The organism is Aquirufa originis (assembly GCF_042714495.1).
In the GTDB taxonomy this organism is placed as follows: Bacteria; Bacteroidota; Bacteroidia; order Cytophagales; family Spirosomataceae; genus Aquirufa; species Aquirufa originis.
In genome coordinates this window covers 382,339-400,160 of record NZ_JBBKXY010000003.1, presented here as the reverse complement: position 1 = coordinate 400,160, position 17,822 = coordinate 382,339, and the positions used below count along the sequence as shown (strand labels likewise).

Sequence of the window (17,822 nt, the reverse complement as noted above, 5' to 3'; positions counted from 1 at the left end):
TTGTAAACAATTTTGTTTACATTTGGCTCATGAACTCCCTCATTTCAAAATTTAAAGGCATCCATCCCGGGATAATTTTAGAGCGGGAATTAAAAAAAAGAGCTATTTCACAGCGCCCTTTTGCCCTATCTATCGGGGAGCATCCGCAAACACTTTATGCCATTACAAAAGGCAAACGAAATTTAAACACCGCTTTAGCTCTAAAAATTGAACGACAACTCGATTTTGAGGAAGGCACTTTGGCATTACTACAAACCTACTTCGAAATTCAGGAAGAGAAGAAAAAAATCAAGCCAGTTACACCTAATCTAGCCAATATCAGAAAATCAGTATTTTGGGATACAGATATCAGTCATATCGATTGGAATAAGCAAAAGAATGCGGTAATTCGACGCATATTTGAACGAGGAAATGAGCTTGAGATAGCAGAAATCAAGCAATTTTATGGTGCAGCCATCATCACAGAGGCCTTAAAACAAATAACTGGAGCACCTTACACCCTCAATTCAAAGCAACCCAATGAAAACGCTATACTACAACACGATTAATGAGTTGTTAAAAAATAGCCTTTTGATTGTGATGAATAGCCCCATTTTTGATTCCTTTCGCTTAGTGGGTGGAACAGCATTAAGTTTACAAATTGGTCACCGAGAATCAATCGATATTGATCTTTTTAGTGATATCAACTATGGCGATATAGACTTTGATCAAATTGATTATTATATGAGGCAGCGATTCAATTATGTCGCGACCACAACCATGCCTCCAGCTTTTGGAAAAGCTTTCTTTATAGGAGAAGACGACGAACATACCGTCAAATTAGATATCTTCTATACGGACCCATTTATTCAACCTTGTATTGAGATTGACACAATAAGAATGGCCTCAATCGAGGAGATTATAGCGATGAAAATGGATGTGATTCAAAGAGGAGGAAGGAAAAAAGATTTTTGGGATTTACATGAATTACTTCCTAAATACAGCATTCAACAAATGATAGCATTACATGAAAAACGATACCCTTATTCCCATGATAAAGATACTATCATTAAAAATTTAACCCAATTCGAATATGCAGATGATGATCTAAACCCTATATGCTTGAAGGGTAAATATTGGGAATTTATAAAAGATGATTTTCAAGAAATTATCTCTGAGCTCAATCTTACTTGACAGAAAACAAAAAAGCTTCAAATTTCTTTGAAGCTTTTCTCTTATTTGGCGGTCCGGACGGTGGGAATGAAACCAATCTGACTGAACTCAAATCGGACAAAAACGTCAAAATATAATAGTGTAGGTATTATATTGGTTAATCTAATTGTATCGAAATTGTATCAAATCAGGTGGTTCTGCTTCGGTTTTAGCACCACCCTAACCTACTTTTTAGAATCTCCAGATTTATGAATACGAGGTTTCAATGTTGGGTGCTTGGGTTTGCTTTTTGGTTTTATCCCACGTCTTTCATTCTGGGTACCACCAATTTTATTTAGCTTAGGACCAAGTTTAATTGCAGCAAATGTTTCCATAATTAAATGCCTTAAAGTAATAAAAATGATCTCAAAAATTTGACAACCCTTTTAAAATAAATGATAGTTCCAGTAGCCTCATAAGGCGGGATCAACCATTTATATAAAAAATAAAAAGGAACCGTATTTACCATTTCAAAACAACCTACAGATTTTTTTAAGGTACGAACAGGGAATAATTCTTTCCTGAATATTCTTTTTTATTACTTTTTAATCGAAAATTAATAATTCGAATATTTGGGAACAATTAATGAATAATTAAACCAAATGGAATAAATTAAACTTGGTGCCTTGTTAATCTTTTAACAAAGAAAGGATTATTTTCCCTCCATTTTTTTGGGGGAAAACCAAATCAGTCAATACGGCTTCACCTTCATTGGCGAATACTTCAACAATTGAATTATCTACAAAAATATCCAGTTTCAGGACGCCATTTTGGGGAACCGCCTGCATAGTTTCGATACTTGTGAAATTTTTGTTAAAGTCAATTTTTCCAGACTTGGTTCTGTCAAAAAACAATTTTTGAGTCATTGCATTATAAGTTAGCACACATTTCTCTTCCTCATTTTTTAGCAATTCCATTGCAAAACCATTGGAATTTCCTAAGTCAATAACTAAGCCTAGTTTGTAGGAATTATTTTTCATTTCCCAAGTTTTCGGTTTTGTCAATTCACTCGCTTTCAGTTTTAACTCTTTGGAGTGGATACGATTGGAATAGATTGGCTTTTGAACTAAACGAAATTGCCCATTTTCTTTGACCAAAGATAATTTTCGTGGCATAGAAAACATCCCTCTCCTACCTTCTGAAGGAATATCTCCTGCATAGCTCCAGTTGCTACCCCAACCCATAATGATTGGATTTTTGTCTTTTGAAGGGAGGTTTTGAAAGGGGATTGCAGCATAAAAATCTTTCCCTCGATCCAATCTTAAAACCCCTTCTTGTTTGTCTGACACGAATGATTTTCCATCAAATTCCCCTACGAAATATTGCATCCCAGTAAATTCTGTGGCCTCCGCTGCGCTCGAAACCAGCATTACCCATTTTGAATTATCTGAATTTTCGACAGGAACCTTAAATAGAGATGGACATTCCCAAATCTTTGCTACATCACCCATTTTGCCAAACTCACTCAATAATGTCCACTCTTTCAGATTTGTAGATTCATAGATCTGCACCATAAATTCCAGTGGTTTTGCAACAATCATTTTCCACTTTCCTTCCTGCATGAACACATTGGGGTCTCTGAAATCCTTCAAACCGATAGCTAAGACAGGATTCTTATCATAGAATTTCCATGTTCTTCCTTTGTCAGAACTATAAGCCAAACTTTGACTCTGTGCCATACCTTCTCCATTTTTATTTAAGTGAGAAGTATATATGGCCACCATACCTTTGGTAAAACCTTTCTCAAAAAAACCCGACGTATTTAGACTATCCACAACGGCCGCTCCTGAAAATACCATGTTAGTTGAACCATCCGCGTTCATCGTTTCAGGAATGGCAAGCGGTAGTTCTTCCCAAGTTTTAAGGTTTTTGCTCACAGCATGCCCCCAACTCATGTGCCCCCATTTATCTCCCGCTGGATTATACTGATAAAAAAGATGGTACTCTCCATCCAAATAGACTAATCCATTGGGGTCGTTCACCCAATTTTTCTCCGGAGTGTAATGGTAAGCGGGACGGTAAGTTGCAGATGGGATGCAAGCATTTAACAGGCATACAACAGCCAAAAAAGTGACTAATTTTTGCATTGATTTTGAGTTTATAATTGATGAATTAGAAAAAAATGGTAGTAGTAAAAAACTACTACCATTCGAATCATTCTTAACCTCTACTAAAATTGTTAGATGTTTTAGAAACCTGGATTTTGCTTGTATAAACCATTCGTAAAAGTGATTTCCGCTTGTGGAATTGGTAGATATTCATCCCTTCCAGCTGTAAATTTCGCTGTAGCTAAATACGGTCTTCTAACTTTCTCTTTTGAAATGTATTCATTAAGAGTTTGTTCAGCAATACCCCAACGAACTAAGTCAAAAAAACGTGAGCCTTCTGTAGCAAATTCAATTCTACGCTCCCACATTAATGCTTTCCAAGCAAAATTCTGTGTCCAGGTTGTAGATGAATAAGGCTTTACATTATACTTGGAAGCAAATGTTCCGTCTGCTTTTTTTAGTCTTCCCGTACTTGCCGCTGCTCTATTTCTGATTTGATTAATGATGTCTAAGGCTTTCTCTTGTTGTCCTAATTGAATGTAAGCTTCGGCTTGCATTAACAAGACATCATCGAAGCGTAGAATATCATAATTTTTTGCAGTTCCCATAAATGGTCCAAGTTTGAAATATGAACCACTAGAGGCCAATTGTTGAAAACGCATGGTATGAAAATTGCCATATACACCTGCATCACGTACCCAACTATTGTTGAAAGGTTTTGAATTATCATATTTATATGGGTGTCCATCGATTCCAACGGTGTGGTCAAGGCGTGGATCAACGGTTTGAGTATTTAGATTTGCATTGCTTTCATTGAATGTTTCAAAATTTGGCAAACCGTCAATATCCGTTGTATGTGCATTCACTAAGTTTTGACTAGCTGCATGAAATCCACAACATCCATATTGTGGAGCACCATGCGGATAATTCAATCCATCTTCGTAGCTCATACGTCCTGCGGTCGTTCCATCATTTACAGTAAATTGGATAGCAAAGATGGATTCTGGACCATTCTCCGTTTCCTGCAAGAAATTATCTGCAATGTCCGAGCTTAATCTATATTTCCCGGAAGAAATAACTGCTTGTGTAAGGGAAACAACCTCTTGCAATCTTGTTTTATTGATATTTACAACTTTATGAGTTGCATCTTGCTCATAAGCCTGGTACAACCGCACCTTGGCTAAATAAGCTTGAGCTGCTAACTTATTTGCACGAGCTACCTCTTGTTGTGTAGTTGGTAAATTATCAATAGCAAATTGAAAATCAGCCGCAATTTTATTCCAAGATTCATCATTACTTATCGTATTAGAAACTTTTAGAATCTCTTCATCAGAAATAGTTTCATCGAAAATAGGAATGTTTTTGTACAATCTTTTCATAACAAAGTAGCTATGCCCTCTTAAAAAACGCAATTCAGCTAAACGTATTTTTTTAGATGGATATTTGGCTTCATCTAGAGTATTTACGGCACGAAGGGCGACATTACATCTAGAAATTGACTTGAAAAGGTTTTGCCAAGAACGAGTTACAAAGGCACCAAGCGTGGGAGTAGTCAGATTATAGTGTTCTAGGGCATCTATTTCTCCAACGTCACCCGTACCACCCCCACCTTTGTAGGCATCGTCAGAACGAACACTTCCGTATACCCAGTCACTATAGATGGGTCCAATCATATCACCATTTCCAATGGCCGCATAAGCAGATGTCACCAAACCATCAATGGCCGCTGGAGAGGTCAAATCAGATGAAGACAATACACCTGTGGGTGTATAATTTAGTTCATCCTGGCAGGAGCCGAATAAAAATAGGCTCGAAACGATTATAGTTGAAACTATTATGTTTTTCATTTTTTTAAAAATTTAAGTTTTATTACCCCCTTGGAGGTCATTCATTAATTCGATTTAGTTTTAAAAAGATGCGTTAATTCCGAAAGTGAAGGTTTTTGGAATCGGCACAGGGTCAAGGTCAATACGCTCTGGATCTGGGCTCAAGTAATTCTTGCTTTTTAACCAAAATAGGTTTTCAGCCATTCCATAAAAACGAATTCTTGAAAATACAGATTTAGGAGTGAGGGTATAACCTACTTGTATGTTTCGCATTTTGAAATACGAAGTATTGACGATGAAATAGTCAGATGTACGACCTTCCCCATTGTTATCCTTCAATGTTAGAGCAGGCACATTGGTATTTGTGTTTTGGGGTGTCCATGCGTTAAATACACCGGGACCAACATTTTCTCTACTTCTCATTAAATTATTGAAAACGGTATACACATCAAAACCTTCTCTACCCGCTACACCTGAACCGAAAATAGAGGCATCGAATTTTTTATAGGTCAAATCCAATCGTAATCCATATTCAAGTGCTGGTAAAGTGGTACCAATCCAAGTTCTGTCCAAATCATCAATTCTATTATCTCCGTTAATATCCACATATCGAATTCTTCCTGGGCCAGCACCTATTTGTTTAGGAGCCGCATCTACTTCAGCTTGCGATTGGAAAAGTCCATTGGTCTTGTAACCGAAAATATCAAATTGTGAATGTCCAATAATGGTATTTACCAAGTTCCCTGCATAAGCTGGACGTACATTTTCTGGCAATTCGGTAATTTCATCTCTGAAATGTGCAAAGTTTGAAACAAGATTGAATTTCAAATCATTTCCTACTGATCCACGGTATCCTAATACAAATTCCCAGCCTTTATTTGATTTTGATGCACCATTAACTGCTTTTGATTGTCCCTCACCAAGCGTTGCCGCTACTGGTGGCGTAATCAAAATGCCGGAAGTATTACGCGTGAAATAATCAAATGATCCGAAAATTTTATTGTTCAAAATAGCATAATCTAGACCTACGTTAATTTCATCTGTAGTTTCCCACTTTAATCCCGAATTGGCCGCTTGTGTTTGAACGAATCCTGAAGGCAATGTCCCGGTATTAGCTCCTGACAAAGAATAAGCTGTACCGATGTTCATATATTGTTCCCAAAAACCACCCACTAATTGAGCCTGAGTTGTTCCGTATCTTGTATCAAATAAACCAAAACGAGCTAAATCACCAATTTGTTGATTACCTACACGACCTACGCCGACTCTTGCCTTGAGTTCAGAGAAAATTTTATTACTCTTCATGAAATTCTCTTGGTCAATTCTCCAACCTAAAGAGGCTGCAGGGAAAATTCCATATTGATTATCTGAACCAAAACGAGATGAACCATCACGACGAATTGTAACCGCAGCTAAATATTTATCTGAAAAATTATAATCAACACGAGCAAATTGAGAGAATAAACGACTTCCTGTAGAACCTCCTGAAACAGTGGTGTTTCCTGTTCCAGCATTTAGCGTAAAATAATCTTCTGATTGAAGAGCAAATCCTTCTTTCTTCGTGAATTGAAAATCCAAATCTGTTTTGATATATTCAGTACCAACTAAAAATTTGAACTGATTCTTCGCATTCAAATCCCAATTATAACGCAATGTATTTGACCAAGTAGTACTGATGTAATGATTTTGGTCAAAAGCTAAGCTATTTGTCGTACGGTTAAAAGCACCTTCCGAAAATGTAGGCGTTATCACCTTATTTAAGTATGTCGCGTTATCAACGCCCAAATTCGATTTAAAAAAGAGATTTTTGATCGGCTGAATTTCTACGAAAATATTTCCAAATGAACTCAAACGATTTGCATTGTTCCATTTCGCAAGTTCTTGCATGTGCAAAGGGTTATTTCTATCCGAATAGCCACCGCCTGATGCACCCGCATAGGTTTTGCCGTCTTTCTGAAAAACAGGAATGGTAGGGACTAGCGTAGCAGCTAAAAAAGTAGTTGAAGCACCTCCCAAATCTCTTGCAGTAAGTGTTTCATTTGAATTCGCGACACGAAGATTAACACCAAACTTTAATTTATCATTGAATGCACGCGTCATGGCGTTGATGCTTCCGCTCAAACGGTCGTAGTTCGTATAACGCAACATCCCCGTATTTTTCAATTGCCCAATATTGATTTCTAACGAAGAATTTTTGTTGCCATAAGAAGCAGTAAAATCATTTTTTGTCACGATACCTGTTTTGTACATGACATCTTGCCAATTGGTATCACCTGCTGGTGTATTAGCGTCTCCACCTACATAAGGTTTAAGGGAAACGCCATTTAATTTTGGACTTTGGAAATTATTATTCCAGTCAAAGGAATATATATCACCATAACCAGCAGCGGGATCTTGTCCATCATTGACAGAGGCTTGCCACAAGGCTTTACCTCTATCCAAAGAGTTCAACATATTAAAACGCATCGATTTTTCTGATTGCGCAGAAATACTGCTGTTGAATTGAAATTCAATTTTTCCGTCTGTATTACCCCCATTTTTGGTGGTAACGATTATAACCCCATTCGAGGCTCTAGCTCCATAAATAGATTCCGCCGAAGCGTCTTTCAATACTTGAACTGATTCGATATTGGCTGGATTCATGTTTTGGAACACCTCAGGACGAGTAGTTGGAATTCCATCTATGATATAAAGCGGGTCGTTATTTCCTAAAGTATTGGCTCCACGAATCAAAATTCGGGAGTTACTTCCATTAGGAGAACCATCTTTTTCAATATACAAACCAGGTACACGCCCCTGCAAAGATTGCATCGGGTTACCTGAGCTGATATTTTTGATGGGTTTCAAATCAACCACCACCACTGATCCAGTCAAGTCTTGTTTTCTTTGAGATGTATAACCAACTACTACTACTTCGCTCAATTCTTTTCCATAAGCTAAGGTAATTTGTACATCGCTAACTCCTTTAATGGATACGTCCTGTTTTTCATACCCACTAAAACTTACTTGAATAGTAGAAGCACTTTCAGAAACTGAAACTGAAAACTTGCCATTTACATCGGTGATTGCACCAATTTTTGTACCAGTCACTAGTACACTTGCACCGATGAGAGGCACATTATTGTCGCCTCCTCGGACCGTGCCAGTCACCTGGCGTTGGGCATAAGCCGCTTGTAATGTTAAAAACATCACAATAAAAGATAATAGGGTTTTTTTCATAATTTGAATTGTTTTAATTGTATGTATTAAACTTTACTAAAAGGAACTCGTACTGAATGATTATTTATTAAAAGCTGAATTTGTTCTTTGGAAATAAGAGGAGAAGCTCCATGGTGGGTGGCCACAAATGCTCCCACTGCACATGCTTCAATCAGGGCATTTTCAAGGGCGACGTTTTTTAAGAAATTTGAGATAAAGGAGGCTAAAAAAGAATCACCGCTGCCAATTGTATCCACTACATCAACCACAAATCCCGAACTGTGGAAAAACTCCTTTTGATGTAAAAGCATTGCTCCATCTTCACCCTGTGTTACACAAATCGTATCGATGTTAAATAATTCGGACAAATGATTTAGGTTTTCTTGAATTGTCCCTTTGGTACAAAACCAGCCTGATATTTCATCTAATTCAAGGTGATTAAGTTTCAGAAAATCTGCTTTTTTCAGTAAAAACGTGATAGTTTCTTTGTTGTAATAAGGTGGGCGTAAATTAATGTCCAACACTTTAAACTTTGCCACCTCCAAGAGTATTTTAAGTGTATTAAAGGTTTCCTCTGACCTGGCTGAAAGACTTCCAAAGACGAAACAATCCGAATGTTTAACTGCTTCCAATGCATCATTTTCTACTCCGATATAATCCCAAGCTACGGGTTTGACAATTTTGTAGCTAACATTATTTTTATCTTCAATATTCACTTTCACAACACCAGTTAGGTGCGTTTGTCCGTGTTGGATAAATTGCGTTGATAGCCCATTATCTTTTATAAATCTGAGCAACTCATTCCCTAAATCATCTGTGCCCACTCTACTAATGATTACAGCATTATTACCCATATTTTTCAATTGAATAGCAACATTCATGGGGGCTCCACCAGGCATTTTTCCTGTAGGAAGCATATCCCAAAGCATTTCGCCAAAGCAAATGATCTTGTTTTTATGAATCTGCATATTTCTAGTGCGTAATTATTATGTTATCCATGTTTTCAAGTGATTTTCCTTTAGTTTCAGGCATGAGTTTCCATACAAAAAGCAATTGTAAAACCATCATAGAAGCAAAAAAGGCAAAGACGATCCCACCCCCAAAGGTTTCAGCAAAATAAGGGAAGGTAAAAGTGATGAAACTCGCCATTAGCCAATGTGTAAAACTGCCTAAGGCTTGTCCATTAGCTCGGACTTCATTAGGAAATATTTCCGAGATAAACACCCAAATAACTGCTCCTTGAGAGAAACCAAAGAAAGAGATATACGCGAAAAGATAAAAAGGAACATTTAAACTCATTTGTTGGCTAAATAATGCCTGAGAAACCAAAATAAGTGTAAGAATAAGTCCGACGGAGCCTACCTTCATTAAGGTTCGGCGTCCAAAATGATCAATCATCGAAATACCTAACAATGTAGAAATGAGGTTCATTAGCCCAATTCCCGCCGAAGACAATAAAGCCGAATCTTTACCAATACCTCCCATTTCAAAAATGCGAGGAGCGAAATATATAATGGCATTGATACCAGAAACTTGGTTAAATACCGCAAATAACACTGCTAACAAGATTGGCCGATTATAGGCTTTTTGGAACAAAACTACTTTCGCTTTAGTGGTATTTTTCTGGATTGAGACGATGATCTTCTCAGCAGCATCTTTGTCAATAGAATGAAGAATAGTTCGTGCGGTGGAAACATCTCCTCTTTGAAGTATCAACCAGCGTGGGCTTTCAGGAATTAACATAACCGTAATGGTAAAAATAAGCGAAGGGAAGGCTTGTACACCTAACATCCAACGCCACTCATTTTCACCTATACCAGATAAAAAGTAATTTGACAGGTAGGCCATTAAAATCCCTAAAACGATATTGAACTGAAACATCGCTACCAAACGTCCGCGCTTGTGAGCTGGAGCGATTTCGGATATATACAAGGGAGCAACGACCGATGAAACACCAACTCCTAGACCGCCCATAAATCTGAATATTAAAAATACCGACCAATCGAAAGCATAAGCGGTACCTAAAGAAGAAAGCAAATAAAGAATGCCGATAATGAAAAGCGATTTTTTTCTGCCAAATTTATAGGCAAGAATACCACCAATTAGAGAGCCTACAACAGTACCTATTAAAGCAATGGAAACGGTCACTCCGTGTTCTAAGGAATTGAGTTCCCAAAGTTTTTGAAGTGTTTGTTCAACACCAGAAATTACGGCCGTATCGAAGCCAAAAAGAAAACCGCCCAAAGAAGCTGAGAGCGACCAGAAAAATATTTTAATATTTTGATTCATTACAAACTTGTTACGTTTTTAATGAATCAAAATTAGAGCAATACTTTAGGGTAGGATATTAGAATTCTTTCAAATACTTACAGTTCTGTAACAATTTTTAAGTACTTTATTATCAGCACTTTATATAATATTTAAAGAGAGATCAATCTCATAATACAAGGATTGTAACACGAAATACCAAAATTGATACATTTAACTATTCCGCCAATCACTTGGCGTCTTATCTGTCTTTTGTTTGAAGAAGGTCGTAAAATAACTTGGGGTACTGAAGCCTAACTCGTAAGCAATCTCGGAAATGTTTTTTTCATGATCATTTAAGAGAATCTTTGCTTTTCGCAATTTATAATCAGCAATGTAATCCGCCACATTTCGGTTTGTCAAGGCTGATACTTTTCTAAATAACTGAACTCTGGACATTCCTAACTCTTGACTTAATTTCTCGACTGATAGTGAACTGTCTTGAATATTCTTTTCGATTAATGCTTCAAATTCAATTAAAAATCTTCTTTCTCCTTTCTGAACTTGATTGGGATGAATAACTTCAGTTGAGAATCTGCGTCTCATACGTTCTCGATTTTCAACCAAACCTTTCAATTTTTCCTCTAATAATTGCTGGTTGAACGGTTTTAAAATATAATCATCCGCCCCAGCTTTTGTCCCTTCAATTTGACTTTCAATTTGACTTTTAGCAGTCAATAAAATTACCGGAATGTGAGAGGTTCTGAAATCAGATTTTACCCTCTGTGTCAAAGCAAAGCCATCCATACCGGGCAACATCACATCACAAATAATTATGTCAGGAATACAGGTTAAAATTTCTTGCCAACCATCTTCTGCGTTATCCGTAGCAACTACTGTATAGTTTTTTCCTAATTTTCGGGTTAGAAATTGGTTCAAATCATGATTGTCTTCAATCAAGATTATCGTATTCTCAAACGTGAGTTGCGTATTATTTTCTATCATCAGAGCACTATCCTCCTCAAATTCAGTATTATTTTTAGAAGAAACTAGTACAGGATTATCTAACAAAAGGTGCTTTACCTCCATGATAGGAAGTACAATTCTGAAGGTGGTCCCTTTGCCTTTTTCTGAATTTATCGTGATTTCTCCCTTGTGCAAGGCAACAAACTCTTGTGAAAGAGCCAAGCCTAATCCTGTTCCTAAAGAAATATTTTTGTTTCCTCTGTAAAACAAATCAAAAGCATTAGCTTTTTCTTCGGGGGTCATACCGATCCCATTATCGGCAATGTTTATTTCAATTTTATCTATATTTCTTAAAATTGACACGTGAATCAAGCCCCCATCTGGGGTGTATTTGAAAGCATTTGAAATGAGATTGAATAAGACCTTGTCTAATTTTTCAGGATCAAATCCGAATTGAATCTCTTTAAAAGGACTAATAAATTGAAGGTCAATCTGTTTTTGTTTTGCCTTTAAATTAAAATCTTGTACTATATCTTTGATAAAAGCAACTAAATCATTTTGTCCAATTTCTAATTCCATTTTCCCTGCATCCAACTTTCTCATCTCTAAAAATTGATCAACGAGACGTAATAGGCGATAAGCATTTTTATTGATCAATTTTAGAGTTAATTGTATTTCCTTTAAGTCGGTACTTTTTCTTTGCAACAAATCCTCAGTCGGAGTAAGGATCAGGCTCAAAGGTGTTTTGAATTCATGTGAAATATAGGAGTAAAACCTCATTTTGTCTTCTGTTGCTTTTTTTGCTAAAAGAGACACTTTTTCTATTTCATTTTTTTGTTCGAGAATTGCCAAATTTTGCTCTTCTAAAATTCGATTAGACTGCTGTTTTTCATTTAAAAGAAAATACAGGAAAACCCCTAAAACAACCATAACCGTAAGCAAAGCAGTTATAAAATATAAAAGGTTTCCTTGGGTTGAGTAGGTTTTATTCAAATCATTAATTTTTAATGTTTCCCGCTCAATTTCAACTTGTTGTTCTTTTATTTTCTGGATTTGGGATAACATTATATTGACATTATCCGATGTTATCACATTTGTCAAAAGCTTCGTTTCTTTATTATAGGCTTGTCTATTAAGAATTTTAACAGCGGTTTGGATTACCTCAGCGCCACCCGTAGGATACAATAAAGTGGCATTTAATGTGCCATTTTTAACCAATTGCATACCATTTATCACCGGAATTGCATCAATACCAACAAAGAATAAGTCTTTTGCTTTCCCTAATTTTTGGGCCGTCCGATAGGCAGATAATGCTAAAAAATCAGTGTGCGCGAAAATAATATTCGTTTCAGGGTGATTTTTTAATGTACCTGCTAATTTCTTATTTATATCTAATTCGATATTTTTGACTTCGAGAGTCGCCACTTTATTCAGTTCGGGATAAAGGTTAATAGCCTCATTAAATCCACGATTTCTTTCGATGGCAGGTGAAGAGGTCATTTCCAATTCTAATTCAATGACATTCCCTCGACCTTTAAACTGACTAGCGATAAACTTGCCTGCCGTTTTTCCTATTTCATAGTTATCTGCTCCAATGAAAGCAGAATATTGTTCGGAATTAGTTTTTCGATCAACATAAATTACTGGAATCCCCGACTTATATATTTCATCGATAGCAGTGGAAAAGGACTTGGATTCGTTGGGAGAAATAATTAATAAGTCAATTTTTTGCTTATCAATTTCCTTAATCTGTTCTAATTGCTTTTTAGTGTCACTATACGATTCAATGATTTCAAACTTAATATCTGGATGAAATGCCAACTCCCTTCTCATTTCACTATTCATCACATTTCGCCAATCATCGTGACAGCATTGTAAAAAAACAATACGGTATTTGTATTCTTTTTTGAAGGAACATGAATTAGCAATCAGAATAATAAAAGCTAAAAGAAGCGAATTAATAAAAGTCTTCATTCAATAAAATTGGGGAATCCTTCCTAAATATACTTATGAAAAATAGACAAATACTATGAATAATGTTACAAAGTATATTTAATCAGGAGTCTTAAAGTGAAGGAATATTTACTTTAAATAAAAATAGAATTTATTTATAGCACCCGATTTAGCACCGGGCATAAAAAAAGTCCCTGAAAATCAGAGACTTAATTTATATTTGGCGGTCCGGACGGGACTCGAACCCGCGACCCCATGCGTGACAGGCATGTATTCTAACCAACTGAACTACCGGACCGTCTTGTAATTGGTGGCACAAAATTAGGGATTTTCTGCTTTGAAACAATACCTTTGGGTAAAAAAATAAGAAAATATGCATTTACCTGCTAGCTATGAATACCCGAATGCTCCGTATTTCGCTGAATATCTGAGTTTTGAGAAAGAAGAAAATTTATTCGAGGTATTGAAAAATCAGTCCAAAGAAATCATCGACTTGTATGATAATTTACCTAAAGGTCAAGCAGAGTTCGCCTATGCAGCAGGAAAGTGGAGCCTGAAAGGTTTATTAGGACATATGGTTGATACGGAAAGAATCTTTTCATACCGAGTTTTGGCCCTATCCAGAGGCGAAAAAACAGCCTTACCAGGATTTGACGAAAATGAATACCAGGCGGCATCAGAATACGAAACGCAGGAAGCGATGGATATTTTAGCACAATACAAGGCTACCCGTGTCGCGTCCTTAGTTTTATTGAACTCATTTTCCAGCAAGCAATGGAACCAAATGGGCCAGGCAAACGGTAAATCGATCAGTGCGCGAGCATTAGCTTGGATGATTGCTGGCCATGAAAAACACCACCTTAGGATAATTAAGGAGCGATATTTAAGCCAAATTTCTTAAATTGCCTTATGCATTTTTACAAATACCAAGGAACTGGAAATGATTTTGTGGTGGTCGATGACCGCGCTAAGACTTTTGGCCTAGATCAAGAGGCGATTGCGTTGCTTTGCCACCGCCGTTTTGGGATAGGGGCTGATGGCTTTATGCTCTTGCAAGAGGCTGAGGGCTATGATTTCCGAATGGTTTATTATAATTCCGATGGAACCGAGGGCACGATGTGTGGTAATGGTGGTCGCTGTTTAGTTCGCTTTGCGGCAGATTTAGGCATCGTGACCGAGAAAGCACACTTTATCGCGGTAGATGGACCCCATTTGGCCTATATTACACCAGAGACCATCGCCTTGCAAATGATGGATGTTCCGGGCATCGAGCAGCACAATGATGACTATTTTACGAATACGGGTTCGCCCCATTTCGTGCGTTTTACGAATCAGGTGCAGTTTTATGATGTCAAAAATACCGGTGCAGCGATCCGCTACTCCGAGGCATACCAGCCTATGAATGGGACGAATGCAAACTTCGTTGAAAAATTGGATGACCAAACGCTCTTCGTCCGCACCTACGAACGCGGCGTGGAAGATGAGACCTATTCGTGTGGTACGGGCGTGACGGCGGCGGCTTTAGTGGCCAAAACGTTTAAAAACGTACAAACTCCTATTAAAATCAAAACCCTAGGTGGTGAATTAGCGGTCAATTTCGACGGCGATGCTATCACCGGTTTTACCAATATTTTCTTGATCGGCCCAGCGAAACAAGTGTTCACTGGCACAATTTCCGCATAATATGACCTTAGATTCGACCACGCAACAAACAATTGACCAATGGCTTTCAGGCCCTTACGACGCTGAAACCAAGGCAACCATCCAAGATTTGATCGCGAAAGGCGACCAGACGACATTGACGGACTCATTCTACAAATCCCTGGAATTTGGGACAGGTGGAATGCGCGGCGAAATGGGCGTAGGCTCGAATCGAATGAACAAATACACGGTAGGCGCTGCCACACAAGGCTTTGCAAACTACTTGAATGCCTCATTTCCAGGCCAAAAAATCAAAGTTGCCATCGCGCACGATTCCCGCAACAATTCACCTGAATTCACGCGTATCGCAGCGGACATTTTTACCGCAAACGGCATCGAAGTCTACCTATTCCCAGCTTTGCGTCCTACGCCACAACTTTCTTTCACGGTGCGCCATTTAGGCTGCCAAGCAGGATTAGTAATCACGGCGTCGCACAACCCAAAAGAATACAACGGCTACAAGGCCTATTGGTCTGATGGATCTCAGGTAGTTGCTCCACACGACAAGAACATCGTGAAAGAGGTAAACGCCATCACGAGTATTGCGGACATTAAATTCGAAGGAAACGATGCCTTGTTGCACCTGTTAGATGGCGCTATCGACGAGGCATACTTACAAACTATTTTAGTTAACTGCCGCCAGCCGGAAGTGATTAAGCGCCAAAAGGACCTTAAAATCGTCTTCTCCCCTATTCACGGAACGGGGATTACTTTAGTGCCGCCTGCTTTGGCCCTATTAGGATTCGAAGCGGTGACGGTTGTAGAAGAGCAAGCGATTCCAAACGGAAATTTCCCTACGGTGATTTACCCGAATCCAGAGGAGAAGGAAGCTTTGACTTTGGCATTAAATAAGGCCAAAGAAATCGATGCCGACCTCGTCATCGCCACAGACCCCGATGCAGACCGCGTGGGAGCCGCTGTGAAAAGCCCAGACGGCGAATGGGCCCTGTTAAACGGGAATCAAATGGCAAGCCTAATCCTTTATTACTTGTTAAAAGTATCGGATTTAAAGGGCAACGAGTTCGCCGCGAAAACCATCGTAACGACCGATTTAATCGACAAAATGTGCGCGTCTAAAGGCGTACCTTGCTATAATACCCTAACCGGTTTCAAATACATCGCCCAAGTAATCCGCGAACTAGAAGGAAAAGAAAAGTTCCTAGGCGGAGGAGAAGAGTCTTACGGCTATTTAATTGGCGATGCAGTGCGCGATAAGGACGCGGTGGCCTCTTGCGCGATGATCGCAGAACTAACGGCTTACGCGAAAGATCAAGGCAAATCGCTCTTCGACTTCCTAGCCGAAATGTACGTAGAAAACAATTTCTACTACGAGGGTCTAATTTCATTGACCAAAAAAGGAAAAGCCGGCGCCGAGGAGATCAAACAAATGATGATCAACTTGCGCTCGAACGTCCCAGCTACCGTAGCAGGTTCGAAACCAGTTCGCGTTTTAGATTATGAGGGATTAGTTTCTACCGACTTATTAACGGGCGAAACCACTCCTATTAAAGTAGGCTTAGGCATCGAAGCATCGAATGTTATTCAATTAATTTTAGCCGACGGATCTAAAGTATCCGCTCGTCCATCGGGTACCGAGCCTAAAATTAAGTTCTATGTTTCTGTAAACGCTCCTTTATCTTCTGCGGCTGACTTCTTTACCGTGTATGCAGAATTGCAGAAGAAGGTGGGGGTGATTCAGGGGGATTTAGGGTTAGTTTAGATAAGAGATAGTAGAGTAGAGAGAATAGAGCATAGATTATAGAGTAGAGATGGTAGATTTTAAATCTATACTCTATTCTCTCTACTCTACAATCTAACAATCATCTCCGAAGGAGATTCGAACTTTATTCTTTGTGCTTTACGCTCTATGCTTTTTATGTTTTATAAAAAGAATGATATTCGAACTAGATTATCAGTTAAATCTATTCCCATCGATTAAAATTTGATTTCATTGCTGAACATTTAATTCCTCAAATGATTCAGCGATATTATTTTGACACTTCCGTATTTGGCGGTTTTTTTGATCCCGAATTTTCAAAAGAAACGATGCAAATTTTTGATCTAGTATTAGAAGGTGAAATTTTGTGCATCTACTCTGATTTATGTGAACAAGAATTGATTCTAGCCCCTAGTCGAATAAGTAAATTAGTAGAAAAAATACCCCTTCCTTTCAAACAGAAAATTTCAGTAACTCCGGAATGCCTCGAATTAGCAGGTCATTATATTAAACACAAAGTTGTGGGCTATACAAGTTTAGATGACTGCATTCATATCGCGACAGCTACTATTTGTAAAGTAGATGCCCTTTTGAGTTGGAACTTCAAACATATTGTAAACTCAAATAGAATTACTGGTTATAATGACGTAAATTCAGCCTATGGTTACGTTAAAATTCCAATTAAATCCCCAAGGGAAATCTTATGAAAAAGGAATTACAAGTAAAGGAAAGATTTGATACAGTGAAAACTTTTCGTCGTATTAAAACAAAAATTAGCCTAGAGATGAAAGATATGACTCCTGATCAAATATTAGCAAGACTTGCTTTAGCCAGCAAGAAATACAAGCTAAAAAACCAGTTAATAATCAAATGAGTCAAATTAAGAGATTCACAAATAGCGCTCTTATTATAAGTGAACTGATAAAGCTTTATGCATTAACCGAATTATCAGTTTACTGATTTTTATAGTGGTTG

The 17,822-nt window shown here is 37.9% G+C and carries 13 protein-coding genes and 1 tRNA gene; 7 read left to right on the top strand and 7 right to left on the bottom strand.

All coding sequences use genetic code 11. The features are described from left to right. Positions 1-29 precede the first annotated feature (29 nt). Both SKC35_RS10155 and SKC35_RS10150 read left to right on the top strand, forming a co-directional pair. The gene (locus tag SKC35_RS10155) at positions 30-548 is read left to right on the top strand and encodes a helix-turn-helix transcriptional regulator (RefSeq protein WP_377979257.1); all 519 of its coding nucleotides are present in this window, start codon (positions 30-32) and stop codon (positions 546-548) included. Next, positions 520-1,173 (top strand): nucleotidyl transferase AbiEii/AbiGii toxin family protein, encoded by a 654-nt coding sequence (locus tag SKC35_RS10150; RefSeq protein ID WP_269007212.1) that lies wholly within the window; start codon positions 520-522, stop codon positions 1,171-1,173. Before SKC35_RS10155 ends, SKC35_RS10150 begins: the two co-directional genes overlap by 29 nt. 647 nt (positions 1,174-1,820) lie before the next feature. Here the strand turns inward: SKC35_RS10150 and SKC35_RS10145 are convergent. The 7 genes from SKC35_RS10145 to SKC35_RS10115 form a co-directional block, all read right to left on the bottom strand. Continuing rightward, positions 1,821-3,278 (bottom strand): glycoside hydrolase family 32 protein, encoded by a 1,458-nt coding sequence (locus SKC35_RS10145; RefSeq protein ID WP_269007214.1) that lies wholly within the window; start codon positions 3,276-3,278, stop codon positions 1,821-1,823. Positions 3,279-3,379: 101 nt separating this feature from the next. Further along, positions 3,380-5,086 carry a RagB/SusD family nutrient uptake outer membrane protein gene (locus SKC35_RS10140; protein ID WP_269007215.1) on the bottom strand — a complete coding sequence of 569 codons (1,707 nt, stop codon included), beginning with the start codon at positions 5,084-5,086 and terminating at the stop codon, positions 3,380-3,382. 60 nt (positions 5,087-5,146) lie between these two features. Continuing rightward, a complete protein-coding gene (locus SKC35_RS10135) occupies positions 5,147-8,284 on the bottom strand; it encodes a SusC/RagA family TonB-linked outer membrane protein (RefSeq protein ID WP_269007216.1) in 3,138 nt (1,045 codons plus the stop codon). Between the two features lie 26 nt (positions 8,285-8,310). Further along, positions 8,311-9,231, bottom strand: coding sequence for a carbohydrate kinase family protein (locus SKC35_RS10130; RefSeq protein WP_377979256.1), 921 nt, complete (start codon positions 9,229-9,231; stop codon positions 8,311-8,313). A gap of 4 nt (positions 9,232-9,235) precedes the next feature. After that, positions 9,236-10,552 (bottom strand): sugar porter family MFS transporter, encoded by a 1,317-nt coding sequence (locus tag SKC35_RS10125; RefSeq protein ID WP_377979255.1) that lies wholly within the window; start codon positions 10,550-10,552, stop codon positions 9,236-9,238. 192 nt (positions 10,553-10,744) lie between these two features. Next, positions 10,745-13,450, bottom strand: coding sequence for a substrate-binding domain-containing protein (locus SKC35_RS10120; RefSeq protein ID WP_377979254.1), 2,706 nt, complete (start codon positions 13,448-13,450; stop codon positions 10,745-10,747). A 200-nt stretch (positions 13,451-13,650) separates the two neighbouring features. Continuing rightward, positions 13,651-13,727: transfer RNA gene (locus tag SKC35_RS10115), tRNA-Asp, on the bottom strand. A 75-nt stretch (positions 13,728-13,802) separates the two neighbouring features. On the opposite strand from SKC35_RS10115, the gene SKC35_RS10110 reads away from it, so the two are divergent. From SKC35_RS10110 to SKC35_RS10090, 5 genes are all read left to right on the top strand, one after another. After that, a complete protein-coding gene (locus tag SKC35_RS10110; protein WP_252624074.1) occupies positions 13,803-14,330 on the top strand; it encodes a DinB family protein in 528 nt (175 codons plus the stop codon). A gap of 8 nt (positions 14,331-14,338) precedes the next feature. Then, complete coding sequence (dapF, locus tag SKC35_RS10105; protein WP_252624072.1) at positions 14,339-15,112, top strand: diaminopimelate epimerase; 774 nt, start codon at positions 14,339-14,341, stop codon at positions 15,110-15,112. A 1-nt stretch (position 15,113) separates the two neighbouring features. Beyond that, positions 15,114-16,850 carry a phospho-sugar mutase gene (locus SKC35_RS10100; protein ID WP_377979253.1) on the top strand — a complete coding sequence of 579 codons (1,737 nt, stop codon included), beginning with the start codon at positions 15,114-15,116 and terminating at the stop codon, positions 16,848-16,850. Between the two features lie 254 nt (positions 16,851-17,104). After that, positions 17,105-17,554, top strand: a complete 450-nt coding sequence (locus tag SKC35_RS10095; RefSeq protein ID WP_377979252.1) for a PIN domain-containing protein — start codon at positions 17,105-17,107, stop codon at positions 17,552-17,554. Beyond that, entirely contained in the window at positions 17,551-17,721 is a 171-nt protein-coding gene (locus SKC35_RS10090) for a hypothetical protein (protein ID WP_377979251.1), read from the top strand. The genes SKC35_RS10095 and SKC35_RS10090 overlap by 4 nt, the downstream gene beginning before the upstream one ends. Positions 17,722-17,822 lie beyond the last annotated feature (101 nt).

Bases quoted from the DNA above. Each gene is read 5' to 3' on its own strand.
- SKC35_RS10135 (WP_269007216.1), bottom strand. From the start codon at position 8,284: ATGAAAAAAACCCTATTATCTTTTATTGTGATGTTTTTAACATTACAA.
- SKC35_RS10155 (WP_377979257.1), top strand. From the start codon at position 30: ATGAACTCCCTCATTTCAAAATTTAAAGGCATCCATCCCGGGATAATT.
- dapF (WP_252624072.1), top strand. From the start codon at position 14,339: ATGCATTTTTACAAATACCAAGGAACTGGAAATGATTTTGTGGTGGTC.
- SKC35_RS10150 (WP_269007212.1), top strand. From the start codon at position 520: ATGAAAACGCTATACTACAACACGATTAATGAGTTGTTAAAAAATAGC.
- SKC35_RS10145 (WP_269007214.1), bottom strand. From the start codon at position 3,278: ATGCAAAAATTAGTCACTTTTTTGGCTGTTGTATGCCTGTTAAATGCT.
- SKC35_RS10140 (WP_269007215.1), bottom strand. From the start codon at position 5,086: ATGAAAAACATAATAGTTTCAACTATAATCGTTTCGAGCCTATTTTTA.
- SKC35_RS10110 (WP_252624074.1), top strand. From the start codon at position 13,803: ATGCATTTACCTGCTAGCTATGAATACCCGAATGCTCCGTATTTCGCT.
- SKC35_RS10125 (WP_377979255.1), bottom strand. From the start codon at position 10,552: ATGAATCAAAATATTAAAATATTTTTCTGGTCGCTCTCAGCTTCTTTG.
- SKC35_RS10120 (WP_377979254.1), bottom strand. From the start codon at position 13,450: ATGAAGACTTTTATTAATTCGCTTCTTTTAGCTTTTATTATTCTGATT.
- SKC35_RS10130 (WP_377979256.1), bottom strand. From the start codon at position 9,231: ATGCAGATTCATAAAAACAAGATCATTTGCTTTGGCGAAATGCTTTGG.
- SKC35_RS10090 (WP_377979251.1), top strand. From the start codon at position 17,551: ATGAAAAAGGAATTACAAGTAAAGGAAAGATTTGATACAGTGAAAACT.
- SKC35_RS10095 (WP_377979252.1), top strand. From the start codon at position 17,105: ATGATTCAGCGATATTATTTTGACACTTCCGTATTTGGCGGTTTTTTT.
- SKC35_RS10100 (WP_377979253.1), top strand. From the start codon at position 15,114: ATGACCTTAGATTCGACCACGCAACAAACAATTGACCAATGGCTTTCA.